At 65.3% G+C, this 15,593-nt stretch carries 14 protein-coding genes; 10 read left to right on the top strand and 4 right to left on the bottom strand.

The window, feature by feature from the left end:
• Positions 1-45 precede the first annotated feature (45 nt).
• The gene (locus IEV58_RS17005; protein ID WP_188411019.1) at positions 46-1,134 is read left to right on the top strand and encodes a GGDEF domain-containing protein; all 1,089 of its coding nucleotides are present in this window, start codon (positions 46-48) and stop codon (positions 1,132-1,134) included.
• 3 nt (positions 1,135-1,137) lie between these two features.
• On the opposite strand, the gene IEV58_RS17000 is transcribed toward IEV58_RS17005, so the two are convergent.
• Both IEV58_RS17000 and IEV58_RS16995 read right to left on the bottom strand, forming a co-directional pair.
• Positions 1,138-2,013, bottom strand: coding sequence for an SDR family oxidoreductase (locus tag IEV58_RS17000; RefSeq protein WP_188411018.1), 876 nt, complete (start codon positions 2,011-2,013; stop codon positions 1,138-1,140).
• A complete protein-coding gene (locus IEV58_RS16995) occupies positions 2,013-2,201 on the bottom strand; it encodes a DUF3008 family protein (protein ID WP_188411017.1) in 189 nt (62 codons plus the stop codon). Before IEV58_RS16995 ends, IEV58_RS17000 begins: the two co-directional genes overlap by 1 nt.
• A gap of 90 nt (positions 2,202-2,291) precedes the next feature.
• Here IEV58_RS16995 and IEV58_RS16990 point away from each other — a divergent pair, with 90 nt between their 5' ends.
• The 6 genes from IEV58_RS16990 (at position 2,292) to IEV58_RS16965 (ending at position 9,545) form a co-directional block, all read left to right on the top strand.
• Positions 2,292-3,176, top strand: coding sequence for a helix-turn-helix transcriptional regulator (locus tag IEV58_RS16990; RefSeq protein WP_188411016.1), 885 nt, complete (start codon positions 2,292-2,294; stop codon positions 3,174-3,176).
• A 214-nt stretch (positions 3,177-3,390) separates the two neighbouring features.
• Entirely contained in the window at positions 3,391-5,535 is a 2,145-nt protein-coding gene (locus IEV58_RS16985) for a TonB-dependent siderophore receptor (protein ID WP_229729561.1), read from the top strand.
• Positions 5,536-5,589: 54 nt separating this feature from the next.
• Entirely contained in the window at positions 5,590-6,639 is a 1,050-nt protein-coding gene (locus IEV58_RS16980) for an ABC transporter substrate-binding protein (protein ID WP_188411014.1), read from the top strand.
• 19 nt (positions 6,640-6,658) lie between these two features.
• The gene (locus tag IEV58_RS16975) at positions 6,659-7,705 is read left to right on the top strand and encodes a FecCD family ABC transporter permease (protein ID WP_188411013.1); all 1,047 of its coding nucleotides are present in this window, start codon (positions 6,659-6,661) and stop codon (positions 7,703-7,705) included.
• Complete coding sequence (locus IEV58_RS16970; RefSeq protein WP_188411012.1) at positions 7,705-8,508, top strand: ABC transporter ATP-binding protein; 804 nt, start codon at positions 7,705-7,707, stop codon at positions 8,506-8,508. Before IEV58_RS16975 ends, IEV58_RS16970 begins: the two co-directional genes overlap by 1 nt.
• A complete protein-coding gene (locus tag IEV58_RS16965; protein WP_188411011.1) occupies positions 8,505-9,545 on the top strand; it encodes a siderophore-interacting protein in 1,041 nt (346 codons plus the stop codon). Before IEV58_RS16970 ends, IEV58_RS16965 begins: the two co-directional genes overlap by 4 nt.
• On the opposite strand, the gene IEV58_RS16960 is transcribed toward IEV58_RS16965, so the two are convergent.
• Both IEV58_RS16960 and IEV58_RS16955 read right to left on the bottom strand, forming a co-directional pair.
• On the bottom strand, positions 9,542-11,533 hold the full coding sequence (locus IEV58_RS16960) for a hybrid sensor histidine kinase/response regulator (protein WP_188411010.1): 1,992 nt from the start codon (positions 11,531-11,533) through the stop codon (positions 9,542-9,544). The genes IEV58_RS16965 and IEV58_RS16960 overlap by 4 nt on opposite strands.
• A 182-nt stretch (positions 11,534-11,715) precedes the next feature.
• Positions 11,716-12,678 (bottom strand): PhnA-like protein, encoded by a 963-nt coding sequence (locus IEV58_RS16955; RefSeq protein ID WP_188411009.1) that lies wholly within the window; start codon positions 12,676-12,678, stop codon positions 11,716-11,718.
• A gap of 334 nt (positions 12,679-13,012) precedes the next feature.
• Here IEV58_RS16955 and IEV58_RS16950 point away from each other — a divergent pair, with 334 nt between their 5' ends.
• The 3 genes from IEV58_RS16950 to dmeF all read left to right on the top strand — a co-directional run bounded on the left by IEV58_RS16950 (position 13,013) and on the right by dmeF (position 15,260).
• Positions 13,013-13,942: an HAD hydrolase-like protein gene (locus IEV58_RS16950; protein ID WP_229729560.1), complete on the top strand. Its 930-nt coding sequence runs from the start codon at positions 13,013-13,015 to the stop codon at positions 13,940-13,942.
• Positions 13,943-14,055: 113 nt separating this feature from the next.
• Positions 14,056-14,328 carry a metal/formaldehyde-sensitive transcriptional repressor gene (locus IEV58_RS16945; RefSeq protein ID WP_188411007.1) on the top strand — a complete coding sequence of 91 codons (273 nt, stop codon included), beginning with the start codon at positions 14,056-14,058 and terminating at the stop codon, positions 14,326-14,328.
• Complete coding sequence (dmeF, locus tag IEV58_RS16940) at positions 14,325-15,260, top strand: CDF family Co(II)/Ni(II) efflux transporter DmeF (RefSeq protein WP_188411006.1); 936 nt, start codon at positions 14,325-14,327, stop codon at positions 15,258-15,260. Before IEV58_RS16945 ends, dmeF begins: the two co-directional genes overlap by 4 nt.
• Positions 15,261-15,593: the final 333 nt, after the last annotated feature.

Raw genomic sequence — 15,593 nt, 5'->3', positions numbered from 1 at the left:
ATGTCGCCGTGTCGGGCCCGGTGGGCTTGGGGCGAGCACAGGCGCATGACCTCCGCGGAACTTTTCCATTCCTTTCTCAACAGTCTGGGCATCATGTCCCTGTTGGGGCTCGGCTATGGAATCCTCATCCGCCGGGGTCTCGGCCCGCGCATCACCTGCGCTCTCGCCGGCTGCCTCTTCGGGTTCGGGGCGGTCTTCTCCATGTGGCAGCCCATCATGATGGCCGACGGCCTGTTTGTGGATCTGCGAACCCTTTTCGTCGGATCGGCCGGCGCTTTCCTGGGTCCCATAGGCGCCTGCATTGCCGCGCTTCTCGCCATCGGCGCCCGCGTGATGAAAGGCGGCGTGGGCATGTACGCCGGTATCGGGACCATCCTCATCGCCTGGGCCATGGGCTTCCTCTGGGCTCGCGTCGTGCGCACCGACCGCGCCGACCTGCCCCGCCTGCTCCTGCTTGGCGTGATGATCTCCGCCTCCCTCTCGGCCTGGTTCCTGCTGCCCGGCCCGGCGCGCAACGCGCTTTTGAGCGAGCCGGCCGTCTTCGTTGCCGCCTTCAATGCGATCGGCGCCGTGATCTTCGGAGCCGTCATCGATCGCGAGCGGCAACTGTCCAAGCGTGAGACACGGCTCTTCAATGAGGCGGGCACCGATGCGCTGACCGGTCTGTTGAACCGCCGCAGCCTGCAGGACCGCTTCATCCCCATAGGCGAGGCATCCTCCGGAAAGGCGCTCCTCGTCATCGATCTCGACCACTTCAAGGCCATCAATGACAGTTTCGGCCATGCCGTCGGCGACGAGATCCTGCGCATGGTGGCCCAGGTGCTCCGCCGCACGGTCCGGTCGGGCGATCTCGTGGCCCGCATGGGAGGGGAGGAGTTCGTCGTGGTGCTCGCCGACACCAGCCGGGAGGCCGCCCGCAGCGCCGCCGATCGCATCCGGGCGGAAATCGAAGCGGCATGCCTCTCCGCCGACCTGCCGGAACTGACGGTGACGACAAGCGTCGGCGGATTTTGGGCTGACGGCCGCATCTCGCTGGACACGGGCCTGAGGCTGGCCGATGCGGCGCTTTACGAAGCCAAGGCAATGGGCCGGAACACCGTCAAGTTCAGCCAGAAGCAGGCGCTCGCCGCCTGAGGCTCAGGCTCCCTGCCCCCAGTTCATTTGCAACCCGCCATCGATGGTGAAGCTCTGGCCGGTGACATAGTCGGCATCGCTGGAGGCGAGATAGGCCGCCAGCCGCGCCACTTCCCACGGCTCGCCGGGACGGCGCCACGGAATGTTGCGCATCTCCTCCTCATAGACCTCCGGATCGTCCGTTCGCTCCGTCATGGGCGTACGGATCTGGCCCGGCGCGATGGCGTTCACATTGATGCGCTTCGGGGCCAGTTCCAGCGCAAGGCTGCGGGTCAGCGTCAGAAGCCCGCCCTTGGCCGCCCCATAAGCGGAATTGCCGGGGCTGGGGATGCGCTCATGCACCGAGGTGATGTTGATGATCTTGCCCGGCCACGAGGTCTCCTCCCGCCGGCGCCGCAGGAATTCGCGGCAGCAGAAGAACGCGCCGTAAAGATCCGTCTTCAGGATCCGGTCGAATTCCTCCGTGCTCATGTCGATGAGGGGAACCTCCTGCGACTGCAGGCCGGCGTTGTTGACGAGAAGATCAACCGGCCCGAGCCCCTCCTCGGCCGCATCGAAGGTCGCGCGAACGCTCGTCTCGTCGCTGACGTCGAGCTGCCGCAGCAGGGCCCTTCGGCCCATGGTTTCGATATCCGCGACCGTGTTTTTCCCACCATCCTCATCGGAATGATAGGTGACCACCACATCGGCACCCCCTTCGGCCAGGGCCAGTGCGATGGCGCGGCCGATGCCGGAATCCGAGCCGGTCACCAGCGCCACCCGGCCTTCCAGCCGGGGCCCGCGTGAAGCCTGCAACCTTGCCTCCTCCCCAGTCTCGGGCGCCGCCGTCGTGGCCTGATCCAGGCCATCAGCCGCGCCATGCAGCTTGGTGCCTTCCATCAGTGCTTGGTCTTGTGCTCGGGTTTGCCCTTGCGTTTGGTGGACGCCATGTCGTGCAGTTCCTTCTCCGTCATGGATTTCTCCATGCTCTTCGACGCGCCCTTCAGCTCCTTCTTTGGCATGTCGCCCCGCTTGGCGGCGAGGGCAGCGCCGGCGGCTTTCTGCTGTGCTTTCGATGTGGCGGGCATGAGTGCCTCCTTGGTATGGATGCACCTTCAACGGACGAACCTGCTGTTTGGTTCGGACAATGCCGCCGCGCCCGCCTATAGTCCCGCCTCATGAAGATCCTGCCGCACACCGTCTCCACGCATCTTGAAGGCCGCGTTCTCATCGCCGCCGGAGACATGATCTATGACGAGCCCTACCACTCCACCCTGCCCATCGGGGACGGCCTGCGCATCCTCACCATCCTCAATGGAGAGATGACACTGAAGGCAGGCGACCTGGAGCGGCAGACCTTCACCGGCCCCACCAACATCGCCATCTTCAGCGACGGGCTGGCCCCGCGCGACCAGCGCATCCGGGAGAAGCTGCGCTACCGCTGCGTCCTGATCCAGATCGACCGCAGCCTGGTGGCAGCCGAGAGCGCGCTCGATCCGGTCGATCTCCTGCGCCGTTCCGCCGGCAGCCACCAGGCGGGACCGGTTATCCTCAATGCCCGTCGCGCCGATCCGGCCAGCGAGGCGGTGGCCGCCCAGATCCTCTCCTGTCCGGAAACACCGAGCTTCGACTTCTACCGCTTGGGCAAGGCGCTGGAGCTGACCTCGCTGGTGCTTGATGGCTTCGATGTCGATCGTCCCGCCATGAAGCCGAGCCGGCTGACCCCGAGCGACGCGGAACGCATCAAAGCGGCGCGGGATATCCTGATCGCCACACCGAGCGCTCCGCCCGACATCGCGACCCTGGCCTCGCAAACCGGTCTCAACACCATCAAGCTCAATCGCGGCTTCCGGATGCTCTATGGCGCGACGCCTTACGCCTTCCTGCAGGAACACCGGCTGCAGATAGGCTATAAACTTCTGGCATCAGGCCACCTGAGCGTTGGGCAGGTCGCGGCCGAGACCGGCTACACCCAGGCCCACTTCGCCACGCTGTTTCGCAAGCGCTTTGGCCTGCCGCCAAGCGCCTTGCTTATGAGCGCTTACCAGGAAAATCTGGAATAAATCCAAAGAAGTATTTCTCGAGCAATATAAGATTTTGGAATTATTCCAACCTTCTACTCTTTCAAACTGATTTAAATTCCTGCGCATGAAATAGTAAGAAACCCGAATCCTCACCTCGTTGCCTTTCCATAATCCGCACCACTACACAACCGCCACTGGGGCGTGTGGTTCTTGATTGGAAAGGTGCTGGGAAATGGTTCCGTCGCGGGATGTATTGAAGTCTGTACGTGGCGGCCTTTTGGCCGGAACCTCTCTCGTCCTGTTCCTTTCGCCGGCTCTCGCGCAAAGCCAGCCGGAAGTGGAACTTCCCGCCATCGTGGTCAGCGGCGAGCGCGCCAACGGCCCGGTCGAGGGCACGGTGGCAAAACGCAGTGCCTCCGGCACCAAGACCGACAGCGCCATCATTGAGACACCGCAGTCGATCTCCGTCGTGCCGAAAGCCCAGATCGAGATGCAGAAGGCGCAGAACGCCAGCGAGGCCCTGCGCTACACCCCCGGCATCACCGCCGAGATCTATGGCAACGATCCGCGCGCCGACTGGATCAAGATCCGCGGCTTCCAGTCGCCCGATTATCTCGACGGCCTGCCGCTGCCGCGCGGCACCTATGCCTGGGGCCGCACCCACCCCTTCTTCCTGGAGCGCATCGAGGTGCTGAAGGGCCCGGCTTCCGTGCTCTATGGCCAGACGCCGCCAGGCGGCATCTACAATCAGGTCTCCAAGCTTCCGACCGATGAGCACCAGGGCGAGGTGCAGCTGTCCGGCGGTCATCCCACCAACGGCCAGGCCAAACTGGATATCTCCGGCCCCATCGATGCCGACAAGCGCTTCCTCTACCGCTTCATCGCGGCCGGCCGTCTTGGCGAGACCTCCGTCGATCACGTCGACAACGACCAGATCGCGGTGGCGCCGAGCTTCACCATCCGGCCCAGTGATGCCACCGAGCTGACCCTGCTCGGCAACTACCAGAACCTCGATTCCGGATCGCTGCAGTTCCTGCCCTCGCAAGGCACTTTCTCTTACAATCCCAATGGCCGCATTCCGCGCGACACCTTTCTGGGCGATCCTGACTACGACGACTTCAACCTGGAGCAGTCATCGGTCGGCTATCAGTTCCGCCACGACGTCACCAATGATCTGACCTTCCGGCAGAACCTTCGGTTCTCGACCGTCGACTATGATCTGAAGACCATTCGCGGCTTCGGCTTTGGCGGCGGTCAGCTGCAGAACATCACCACCCGCCGCGTCGAAATCCGCGACCGCGTTGACGCCTTCTCGGTCGACAACCAGCTCGAATATTCCTTCGATACCGGTCCCGTCGCCCATCGCGTGCTGGCCGGCCTCGACTACCGCCACCTCGACATCGATTATTTCTTCGGCACCTCCGGCGGCTCGACGGGCCTTTATAATCCCTTCACGCGCACCATCGTCAGCCTGCCCGGCCCCATCAGCACCATCACCAATGATGTGGACCAGAGCCAGACTCAGGTCGGCGTCTATCTCCAGGACCAGATCAAGTTCGACCGTTTCACGCTAATGCTGAGCGGCCGGCATGACTGGGTAGACGGGGAGTTCACCAACCGCGCTCCCGCAGCCAATCCTCTTGCCCGCAACCTGTCCACCGATGACAGGGCCTTCTCCGGCCGCGCCGGGCTCATCTACAACTTCGACAATGGGCTCGCGCCCTTCGTCAGCTATGCCACCTCCTTCCAGGCCAATGTCGGCGCGCTGGCGGATGGCTCGGCGCCGGACCCGACGACGGGCGAACAGTGGGAGGCAGGCATCAAGTACCAGCCGCAGAGCTGGGGCAACAGCATGCTGCAGGTCTCCGGCTTCTCGATCACCCAGCAGGACGTGATCGCGGGCGCCGCCCCGACGCAGACCCAGGTGGGCGAGGTCAAGGTGAAAGGGCTCGAGTTCGAGGCGCGCATGGAGCTCACGCGCGGGCTGACACTGCTTGGAGCCTGGACCGTGCTCGATTCCGAGATCACCGACGACATCAATCCGGCCGTGATCGGCAATGAACTGCCGATCACGCCTGACAACACGGCCTCGCTCTGGCTCGATTACGCCTTCCAGAACGCCGCGCTTCAGGGCCTCTCCATAGGCGGCGGCATCCGCCATGTCGACGGCAGCTGGGCCAACACCGCCAACACCTTCGAGACCGACAGCTATACCCTCGTCGATCTCGCCGCCCGCTACGACCTCGGCAAGGCGAGCCCGAAGCTGAAGGGCGCGGAACTGGCGCTCAACGTGTCGAACCTCTTCGACAAGGAGTATGTTTCCTCGTGCAATGACCTCAACACCTGCTATTGGGGCAACAGCCGCACCGTGCTTGGCACTTTGACCTATCGCTGGTGACCATTGACCCGACCGCCATCTGAAGGAGTGTCGCGCCGCGCGTTCGGAGGCCTCATGGCCGCCGCGCTCGCGGCTGCGGCCGTCCCGCCGGCCTGGGCGGCGCCGCCTCCGTCGCGGCTTCTCCTCGGTGACGGCCACATCCTTCTCGCCCTCGCCCTGATCCACCCGGATCCGGCAAGCCTCATCGCGGCCTGGCAGGGCGATCTCACCCGCCACAGCCCCGAGATCTTTAAAGCCTACCAGCGCAAGACCCCCTCCCTGGCGGAGGCCCAGGTGGTGGGCATGGCAAGTCCTGACACCTTCTCGGTGGAACTGGCGCTGGCGGCCGAGCCTGATCTCGCCATCTTCGGCGGCTGCTATGGCCCCGGCCCGACATCCACCTCGGTGCTATCTCGCATGAAGGATGTGGGCGTGCCGGTGGTCTTCGTCGATTTCTTCCACGATCCCCTCGCCAACACCGCGCCCTCCATGCGCCGCCTTGGCGCCGCGCTGGGCGGCGAGGCGCGCGACAAGGCCAAAGATTTCGCCGCCTTCCATGAGGCGCGGCTGAAGCGCATCGCCGACCGGCTGGCCGAGGCCCGCCCGCAGCGCCCCTCGGTGCTTCTCCAGTCCATGGCCGGCGCACCCGGCTGGAACTGCTGCTGGGTGCCGGGAGAGGCCGGCCTCGGCACCTTCATCACCTTTGCCGGCGGCCAGAATATCGGGGCGGAGCTCTCCACCACCACGCCCTGGATCCGCGCCAACCGGGAATTTGTCCTCTCACACCCCATCGACTGTTTCGTGACCACCGGCGGCCCGCATCTGCGGGGCACACAGGGTCTCGTCATCGGCCCAGAGGTCAAGGAGGAGGAAGCCCACCGCACGCTCCTCTCCGCCGTCGCCGGCTCCGAAGTGGCGGAGATCGACGCAGTCGCCCAAGGCAATGTCCACGGTTTCTGGCACCTGCTGCACGCCACGCCGGTCAACATCATCGCAGTGGAAGCGCTCGCCCGCTGGCTGCACCCGGATCTCTTCTCCGACCTTGATCCTGAGGCGACCTTGGCCGAAATCAACCAGCGCTACCTCGCGTTGCCCCTCACCGGGCGCTTCACCGTCTCGCTGTGATCCTGATGATCGACCTGCCATGACGACCGCTGAACAGGCAATCGAGGCTCACACAGCACTCATCCGCCGCCGCTTCCTGCTGACGCTGGCGCTGGCGGCGCTGGCCCTTGTCGCCCTCTTCTGCGACCTCATCACCGGCCCTTCCTCCCTCACCGCGCTCGACACGCTGCGCGGGCTGGTCGATCCATCCAGCCTCACGCGCACGCAAAGTGTCATCATCTTCGACGTGCGCCTTGCCTCGGCGCTCATGGCGGTGCTGGTCGGCGCCGCTCTGTCGCTGTCGGGGGCCGAATTGCAGTCGGTGCTCGACAATCCCCTGGCCTCGCCGTTCACGCTTGGGCTGGCCTCGGCCGCCTCCTTCGGCGCGGCTCTCGCCATCGTGCTCGGCATTGGTTTTCCCGGCCTCCCGCCCGATGTGCTGATCGCCTCCAACGCCTTCCTCTTCGCCTTCCTGGCGGCCATGCTGCTGCAGGTGCTCAGCCGGCTGCGCGGCCATGGCGCGGATACCATCATCCTGTTCGGCACGGCGCTCGTGTTCTCCTTCAACGCGCTCCTGTCGCTCATGCAGTTCATGGCCTCCGCCCAGGCGCTGCAGCAGGTGGTGTTCTGGATGATGGGCAGCCTCGCCCGCAGCGAATGGAGCCGCGTCGCGATCCTTGCCGCCGTCATCGCCGCCATGCTGCCCTTTTCCCTCAAGGCCTCCTGGCGCATGAACGCGCTGCGCTTCGGCGACGAGCGCGCTCGCGCCTTCGGCATCGATGTCTCGCGCCTGCGCTTCCTGTCGCTGTTGCGCGTCAGCATCCTCACCGGTACCGCTGTCGCCTTCGTGGGCTCCATCGGCTTCATCGGGCTCGTTGGGCCGCACATCGCCCGGCTCCTCATCGGCGAGGACCATCGCTTCTTCCTGCCCGCCAGCGCCCTCACCGGCGCCATACTCATGTCCGGCGCCTCGGTCGCGGCCAAGCTTCTGGTGCCCGGCGCGCTGCTGCCCATCGGGGTCGTCACCGCCGTGGTCGGCGTGCCCGTCTACGTCGGCCTCATCCTGTTGAAGCGCGAGCGCATGTGATGGGGCTTGATCTGCGCATCGGCAACCTTCGCGTCGGCTACGGCCGCCGCACGATCATCGAGGGGCTGACGCTGGAGCCGGTCCGCGCCGGCGGCATCACCGCGCTCGTGGGCCCCAACGCCGCCGGCAAATCGACCCTGCTGCGCGGGCTTGCCGGGCTCATACCGGCGCAGGGCTCCCTCACCCTCGGCGGACACGATCTCCTGAAGATGGAGCTCGCTGCCCGCTCGCGCCTCATCACCTTCATGCCGCAGAGCCTCCCGCAGCGCGTCACCCTCACCGTGCTCGATGCCCTCATCGGCGCCTTCAAGGCCTCGCCGGCGACGCAGGGCGCCGTGACCCCGCTGGCGGAGGTGCGCCGCCAGGCTGTGGCGGTGCTGGAGCGCCTCGGTATCACCGACATCGCGCTCAGCCCCATCGCGGAGCTCTCCGGCGGCCAGCGCCAGATGGTGGCCCTGGGCCAGGCACTCATGCTCTCGCCGCAGCTTCTCTTGCTGGACGAGCCCACCAGCGCGCTCGACCTGCGCCATCAGGTCGACGTCATGGCCACGCTGAAGGCTCTCGCAGACGAGGGGCTCAATGTCGTCATCGTGCTCCATGACCTGGCGCTTGCCGCCCGCTGGGCGCGCCATCTGATCGTGCTGGATCACGGACGGCTGCATAGCGAAGGCGCGCCCGCCGAAACCATCACGCCGGCCATGCTGGCGAAGGTCTATGCCATTTCCGCGCGCGTGGAGAACTGCTCCCGCGGATTCCTGCAGATCGCTGTCGATGGCCCAGCGCCCACCGGAGGCCCCTCATGACATTCACCGCGACCGCCCGGGTGGCAGGCGCCGCCGATGACACGATCATCGCCAGGACCTGCGAACATCTGGAGGAACACGACGCCGAGGTCACGATCCGCGACGGCTACGGCGAGGCACGCTTCCCCAAGGGCAGCGCCAGCCTCAGGCGCGAAGGCGCGGAGCTGGTCCTGACCGCCACGGCGCCTGCGCTCGACGACCTCATCGAATTGCGCGGCATGCTGGCCTTTCACGTCATCGAATTCAGCGCGGCGGCGCCCTCCATCATCTGGACCGGCGACGGCAATGACGCGACCACGCCGCCCGGCTTCCGGCTGATGACGGTTCGCCATGCCATGGAGATCGGACCACGCATGCGCCGCGTGACGCTCCACGGCGAAAACCTTTCCCGTTACGCCACGGCGAGCGACCTCCACGTGAAGCTGCTGCTGCCGCCTGATGGCGTCCAGCCGCGATGGCCCAGCCTCAAGGCGGACGGGACCATCGCCTGGCCGGAAGGCGAGGCCAAACTCGCGGCCCGCAAGTACACCATCCGGCGCATCGACGTCGCGGCGGGCGAGATCGACATCGATTTCGTGCTGCACGACCACGGCGGTCCCGGCTCGCGCTTCGGCGCCCGCGCCAGGCCCGGCGATGTCATCGGCATGACCGGCCCCGGCGGCCGCTCCGTCGGCGAGGCGGACTTCTATCTTCTCGCCGGAGACGAGACCGCCTTGCCCGCCATCGCCCGCATCATGGAGATGCTGCCACCCGAGGCCCGCGGCGTCGCCATGATCGAGGTGGAAGAGCCCGGCGACGAGCAGCTGATCGAGACACGAGCCAACATCGACCTGCGCTGGCTGCACCGCTCCAGGGGTGGCAGCCTCGCCCGCGACGTGCCCGATATCGCCCTGCCGCAAGCCAAATCCTTCGCCTGGGTCGGTGCCGAATTCGGCGCTTTCAGGGAACTTCGCCGCCATTTCCGGGCAGGCATCGGCCTGCCGCGTGACCAGCACCTGGTCGTGTCCTACTGGCGGCGGGGAGAGGTCGCGCACTAATCGGAAGGAAGCGCGCGTTTCAGCGCCTCCGCCAGCCGCGCGGCGGAATAGGGCTTCTGCAAGACTTCGAAGTCATTCGTGCCATTTTCGGCGAGGGCATCGCTGTAGCCGGTTGCAAGCACGACCGGCAGCGCCGGCCGCTCCTCGCGCAGACGCCGGGCGAGCTCGATGCCAGACATGCCCGGCATGACGACATCGGAGAAAACAGCGTCGAAGCGCTCGCTTTGCCAGGCCATGATGTCGAGCGCCGCGGCGGCGTCCTTCACCCAGGTCGCGGAATAGCCGAGTTCCTTGAGAAGCTCGGTGGCGAACTGCCCCACCGCCTCGTTGTCTTCCACCACCAGGATGTTTCCCCGATATTCGACCTGCTGCGAGGCGGATGAGCTCTCGGCTTCCTCTGTGACCGGCGTCCCCGCTTCCGCATGAGGAAGATAGAGGGTGAAGCGGCTTCCCCCTTCATCCCCGCTGCCGACTTCGATCTCTCCGCCGGATTGCTTGGCGAAGCCGTGCACCTGGCTAAGACCGAGCCCCGTGCCTCGCCCAACCGGCTTGGTGGTGTAGAAGGGCTCGAACACCCGGTCGATCCGCTCGGGAGGAATGCCGGGGCCGGTGTCGGAGACGGCGATGGTGACGAAGCGGCCGGGGCGCGCCGCATGTCGCCGCACCGGCGGAATGCCCTCGGAAACGTCAGCCGAGATGATGAGCCTGCCGACCCCCTCCATGGCGTCACGGGCATTGACGGCCATGTTCAGGAGCGCGGTGTCGAACTGATTGCTGTCGGCAAGGACGGTGCAGGAGGTACAGCGGACCTCGATAACGAGGTCGACGCGCGGCCCCAGCGTCGTGGCCAGCAGGTGCTCCAGCATGTCGAGCTGCTTCGCGACATCGAACACCACAGGCTCCAGCGATTGCCGCCGCGCAAAGGCAAGGAGCTGGGCCGTCATGGTCGCGCCGCGATCGGCCGTTTCGATGATGGCCTTGCGATAGCGTTCGCGGCGCTCCGATGACAGATCCGGCCTGCCGAGAAGTTCGGCGCTTCCGCGGATGACGGTGAGAAGATTGTTGAAGTCATGCGCCACACCGCCGGTGATCTGACCGATGGCCTCTACCTTCTGCGCTTGTCGCAGCGCCTCCTCCGCTCTTATCCGGTCGCTGACCTCGCTTTGCAGGCTGTCGATGGCGGAGGCGAGGTCCTCTGAGCCTTTAACCACCCTCTGTTCCAGTGTCAGCGTCAGCCGCTCCAGAGCGGCGCGCGCCCGGGCCTCGTCTTCGACGTCGAGGCAGGTCCCCATCCACCGGATGATACGCCCCTCCTCGTCCCGCTCCGGCTCGGCGCGGCAGGCATAGCAGCGATAGTCGTTGTCCCTGCCGCGGAAGCGAAGGCGCGCGTGAAAAGGCTCACCCCTGCTGATGGCCCCCGTCCATTGAGCCGCCAGTCCCGCGGCATCGTCCGGGTGGACCGTCTCCAGCCAGCGGTCGCCATGAAGCCCCGCCGCGTCGCGCCCGGTGAAGTTCCGGAACACCTGATTGGTCTCGATGATATGCCCGTTGGTATCGGCCACCAGGAGAAAGCCGGGCAAGGTGGCGGTCAGCGCGTTGTAGCGCTGCTCGGCGGCGCGCTCGGCGGTCCGGTCCCGCATGATCTTGACGAAGCCATCGGTCTCCCCGGCTTCATCAATCAGGGGCATCATCAGTCCAGAGCCCCAGAAGCGGGTGCCGTCCCTGCGCATGTGCCACCGCTCATCGATGGCGGTTCCCACCGACAGCGAAACCTGCATCTCGTCGGCGGGAGCACCGGCCTCCTGATCTTCCGGAACGAAGATGACATCGGCCGATTGCCCCATTATCTCGGAGGCGCTCCAGCCCAGCAGCTTCTCCGCGCCGGGGTTCCAGCTCGTGACCTTCCGGTCGCGATCAAGACTGATGATCGCGAAATCGGAGGCGCTGGCGAGGATGCGACCGGCAAGACGGTCGTCGGCGATGATCATGAAAAACGCTCAGCTTTACCACGCCTGGCTCCGTCCCTCGGGCCGGCGTCACAAAGCAACGTCCTGTTCCCCCGCCTGTTCCCTCGCCGCTGTAGAGAGAGCCCTGTCCGCGCATTCGGATCCGCGGAAGGAAAAGGCCCGAGGCAGAGACCCCGGGCCTTTAAGGGATCAAAGACGCGCGTTTACATGCGACCCGAGACCGTGCCGCCGGTGTAGCCGCTGACGGTGGGATCGACAGCGCCCATGCGCCCGCCGAACCAGCTTGCGATGGCGCCGAGGATCAGGCCCAGCGCGCTCAGGAGCGCGGCGGTCGAGCCCACGGCGGCCGAGGCATCGGCGATCTCGGTGGCCCGCTGCTGCGCCTGTTCCACGGTCTGGCGATACTGCTCCTCGTACTGCGTCACCTGGGTGCGGGCCTGCTCGATCGGGATGTTCTGCGCCGTGGCGATCGCCTGGGCCGCACGCTCACGCGCGTCCTGCGCCTGGGCCTGATCACCGGTCACCGCCGCCCGCACGGCCGCCACCGCGGCGTCGCGCAGTGCGGCCGGATCATTGCCGCCGGTGGCGCTGCGCACGGAGTTCTCAATGGAGGCGAAGGGATCGGTGATGCCGCCGAGGTTCGGGCCGGCCACCTCGGCCGCCGTCTGCGCGGCAGAGCCGGCGGTGGAAGCAACGGCGCCGAAGGCATCGGTCATGGTGCGATAGGTGCCGCCGAGAACGGTGCCGAGCGTCGAGGTCAGGAGATAGAAGATCACGAGCGTAGTCAGCGCCCATGTGGTAAGGCCATGCCAGCCGGCGGTGGATTCCTTCGGCTTGCCGGAAAGCCGCCCGGCGACATAGCCGCCGACCAGTGCCGCGATGATGCCGGCGACAGTGAACCACAGGCCGGCGCCGATGGAGAAGCTGGAGGCGGCGGGATTGTCCCCGGTCGCCGGGTCAAGCGTGGCAAGGCCGATGCCAACGCCCAGCATGTTGAGCAGGAGCTGCGTGACCAGCGAAAGCGCCACGCCGGCGAAGACGGCGCCCCAGGACACGCGGTTGATCATGATGGTGCGTATATCTTCCGCTGGGGTAACGGGGCTGAGATGCGGGGCGCTATGATCGCCCTCGTTGCGCGGCGTAACGGGCTTTGTGCGATCGGCCATGATGTTCTCCAATGGTCAGATGAGGCGGCTCCGACCGAACCGAGCACGCCTATGTGACCCCCGGAATGCCTGACGCTTAGGAAAAGTTGCAGTGTGACCACGAGATACATGTTTTAGGTGTGGCGATGCTGCGGCCAGATGAATAGCCCAGTGCAGTTCTGGCTCACCGATCAGCTTTGCTTGCTTCAATCGACAAAACTCGGCAGAGTGGTGCTAACTGCTTCAGCTCGCCGAAGAATCTCGCGGCATCACCACCCGTTGTGAGTTCTCAATGGCGGCACTAAAAGCAAGATATCTCGCGCTCCTGACATTTAACGTCGCGAAGCAGACTGCCTTGGGCGTAGCCCTGCTTGCCACCTTCTATGGCTTGCAAGACTACTTGCAGGGCCGCTACAACCATGATCTCCTTCTAAAGATAAGCCTCCTCTGTTTCCTCGGACTCACGGTGTTTATCACGTTTGCCGCTTTTGCGGTGACGTGGCTCTTGGTTCCGCGCGGACGTGTGCTCTACAGACGATCCGGCAGTGAAAACCTCGCGCTCTTCAACAGCATCGCCTATGATCTGCTGTCGCCGAACAGCGCCCGTGTTCGCAAGAAACAGGAAGGTCAATATCAGCCCTGCGGCACGCTGAGCTTGGTCATCTTCGATTTCGACGGCACCATAGCCGACAGCGCGCCCTGGTTTTTCAGCGTGTTTAATGGGGTTGCCGCGCAACATGGTTTCCGACAGCTGAGTGAGGCCGAAGGACAGGAGCTCCGCTCAAAAAGCACCCGGGACATCATCGCCGCGCTCGGCATCCCGCGCCGAAGCCTGTCACGGATCGCGCGCGATCTCAGGCAGCGGAATGCCGCGGCATCAATCTCAATGTTCGGCGGCGTGGCGGGCCTGCTGGAACAACTGGCACGACGGGGCGTGGATATCGCAGTTGTCAGCTCCAATGCCGAGGCGAACGTCCGGCGGGTTCTCGGTCCCTCTGCGCAGCACATTACATATTTTTCCTGCGGCGTCGGCCTCTTCGGCAAGGCTAGTCGCTTCCGGAATCTGATGCAGGGCTACCGTAAGGCCGAGGTGCTCGCCATCGGCGATGAAACGCGCGACATCGAAGCGGCCCGCAAGGTGAAGATCACCTGCGCCGCCGTCACCTGGGGTTATGCTTCGCAGGACGCACTGGTCAAAGCGGCGCCCGACCATCTCTTCAACGACATCCCGGATCTGGCGAACTGGCTATCCGGAAATACGGCAAAAGCGGCTACGGCCGCCTGATCGGCTCAACCGCCAACTGACTGGCCACCAAACGGCCCCAGCTAAGTTCGGTTCGTCCAGCGCCGACGAAACAGCCTCGACTCGATACCGAGAATAGGGTACCCCCCTATTCTATGAGCCACACGATCAGACATAAGGCCAAGCTCCTCGCCCGCGTGCGCCGTCTCAAGGGGCAGATGGATGCCATCGAGCGCGCGCTGGAGGCGGATGCTGATTGCGCTGAGGTCCTGAACCTCACCGCCTCCGTGCGCGGGGCCATGAGCGGCCTCACCGCCGAACTGATCGAACATCACATCCGCGAGCATGCCGCCGAGGAGGGCGACGCCACCGTCCGGGCGCAGGCCGCCGATGAGCTGATCGAGGTCGTCAGGAGGTATCTGAAATGATGGACCCCAAGAGGCACGACCACGTCTTCCTCGGCGAGGGCCACACCCGCAACGAGCGCCGCACTTGGCTCGTCATCGCCCTCACCGCTGTCATGATGGTGGCCGAGATCGCCGCCGGCACCATCTTCGGCTCCATGGCCCTCGTAGCCGACGGCTGGCATATGTCGACCCATGCCGCCGCCATGCTGATCACGGCGCTCGCCTATCGCTACGCCCGCCGCAACGCGCACAATCCCCGCTTCACCTTCGGCACCGGCAAGATGGGCGATCTCGCCGGTTTCGCCAGCGCCATCGTGCTCGGCCTCGTTGCGCTGCTGATCGGCTGGGAGAGCTTTCAGCGGCTTGCCGCGCCCGTGCCGATCGATTTCACCGAGGCCATCGCGGTTGCGGTGCTCGGACTGGCGGTCAACCTCGTCTCGGCCTGGCTGCTGCGCGAGGACCATCATCACCATGGTCATGGCCACGATCACGGGCACGATCATCACCATCACGAGGAACCTCGGGCGGGTGCCCGGGACAACAACCTGCGCGCGGCCTACCTTCACGTTCTGACCGACGCGCTGACCTCGGTGCTTGCCATTGTCGCGCTCCTCGCCGGAAGCCTTTACGGCTGGCTCTGGCTCGACCCCGCCGTGGGCGTTGTCGGCGCCCTCATCATCGCCCATTGGTCGATTGGGTTGGTCAAGGACGCAGGCGGCGTGCTGCTGGATTACTTGCCCAAAGGCGAGGACCGACCAGCCAAGATCCGCGAGGCCATCGAGGGCACCGGCGACGAGATCACGGACCTCCATGTCTGGCGGCTCGGGCCGGGCCACTATGGGGCTATTGTGGCGCTGGTCACGGCAGATCCACAACCTCCGGCTCATTACCGGGAAAAGCTCGCGCACATCCCGGGGCTCTCGCATGTAACGGTTGAGGTCGCCAACGCCTGACAGCGGAACAGAAGCCCACGTCACGGCCAAGGCTCGGTGTTTGGCCTGGAGGCATATCTGACAGATGTTCGGAGACATCCCTGACACTTCTATCAGGGAGTGCGTGGCTTATCCTTCGAGACGCCGCCTCTGGCGGCTCCTCAGGATGAGGCCTTTGCTATGGCCGGCTCTTGTTGGAGGGTGCCACCCCCCATTGCGTTCATGCGGAGGGTCGCTGCAAGCGACCTCACCCTGAGGGATCGCGTCAGCGATCGTCTCGAAGGGTCGAAGCATGAGGCCAAGACCAGTGGGAGTCTTTACACCCCGACCCTGTCACGACGAATTCAACAACAC

It is taken from the genome of Agaricicola taiwanensis (assembly GCF_014635245.1).
Taxonomy (GTDB): domain Bacteria; phylum Pseudomonadota; class Alphaproteobacteria; order Rhizobiales; family Methylopilaceae; genus Agaricicola; species Agaricicola taiwanensis.
Note: the sequence above shows the minus strand (reverse complement) of the source record. Positions and strands in the feature narration are given on the sequence as shown.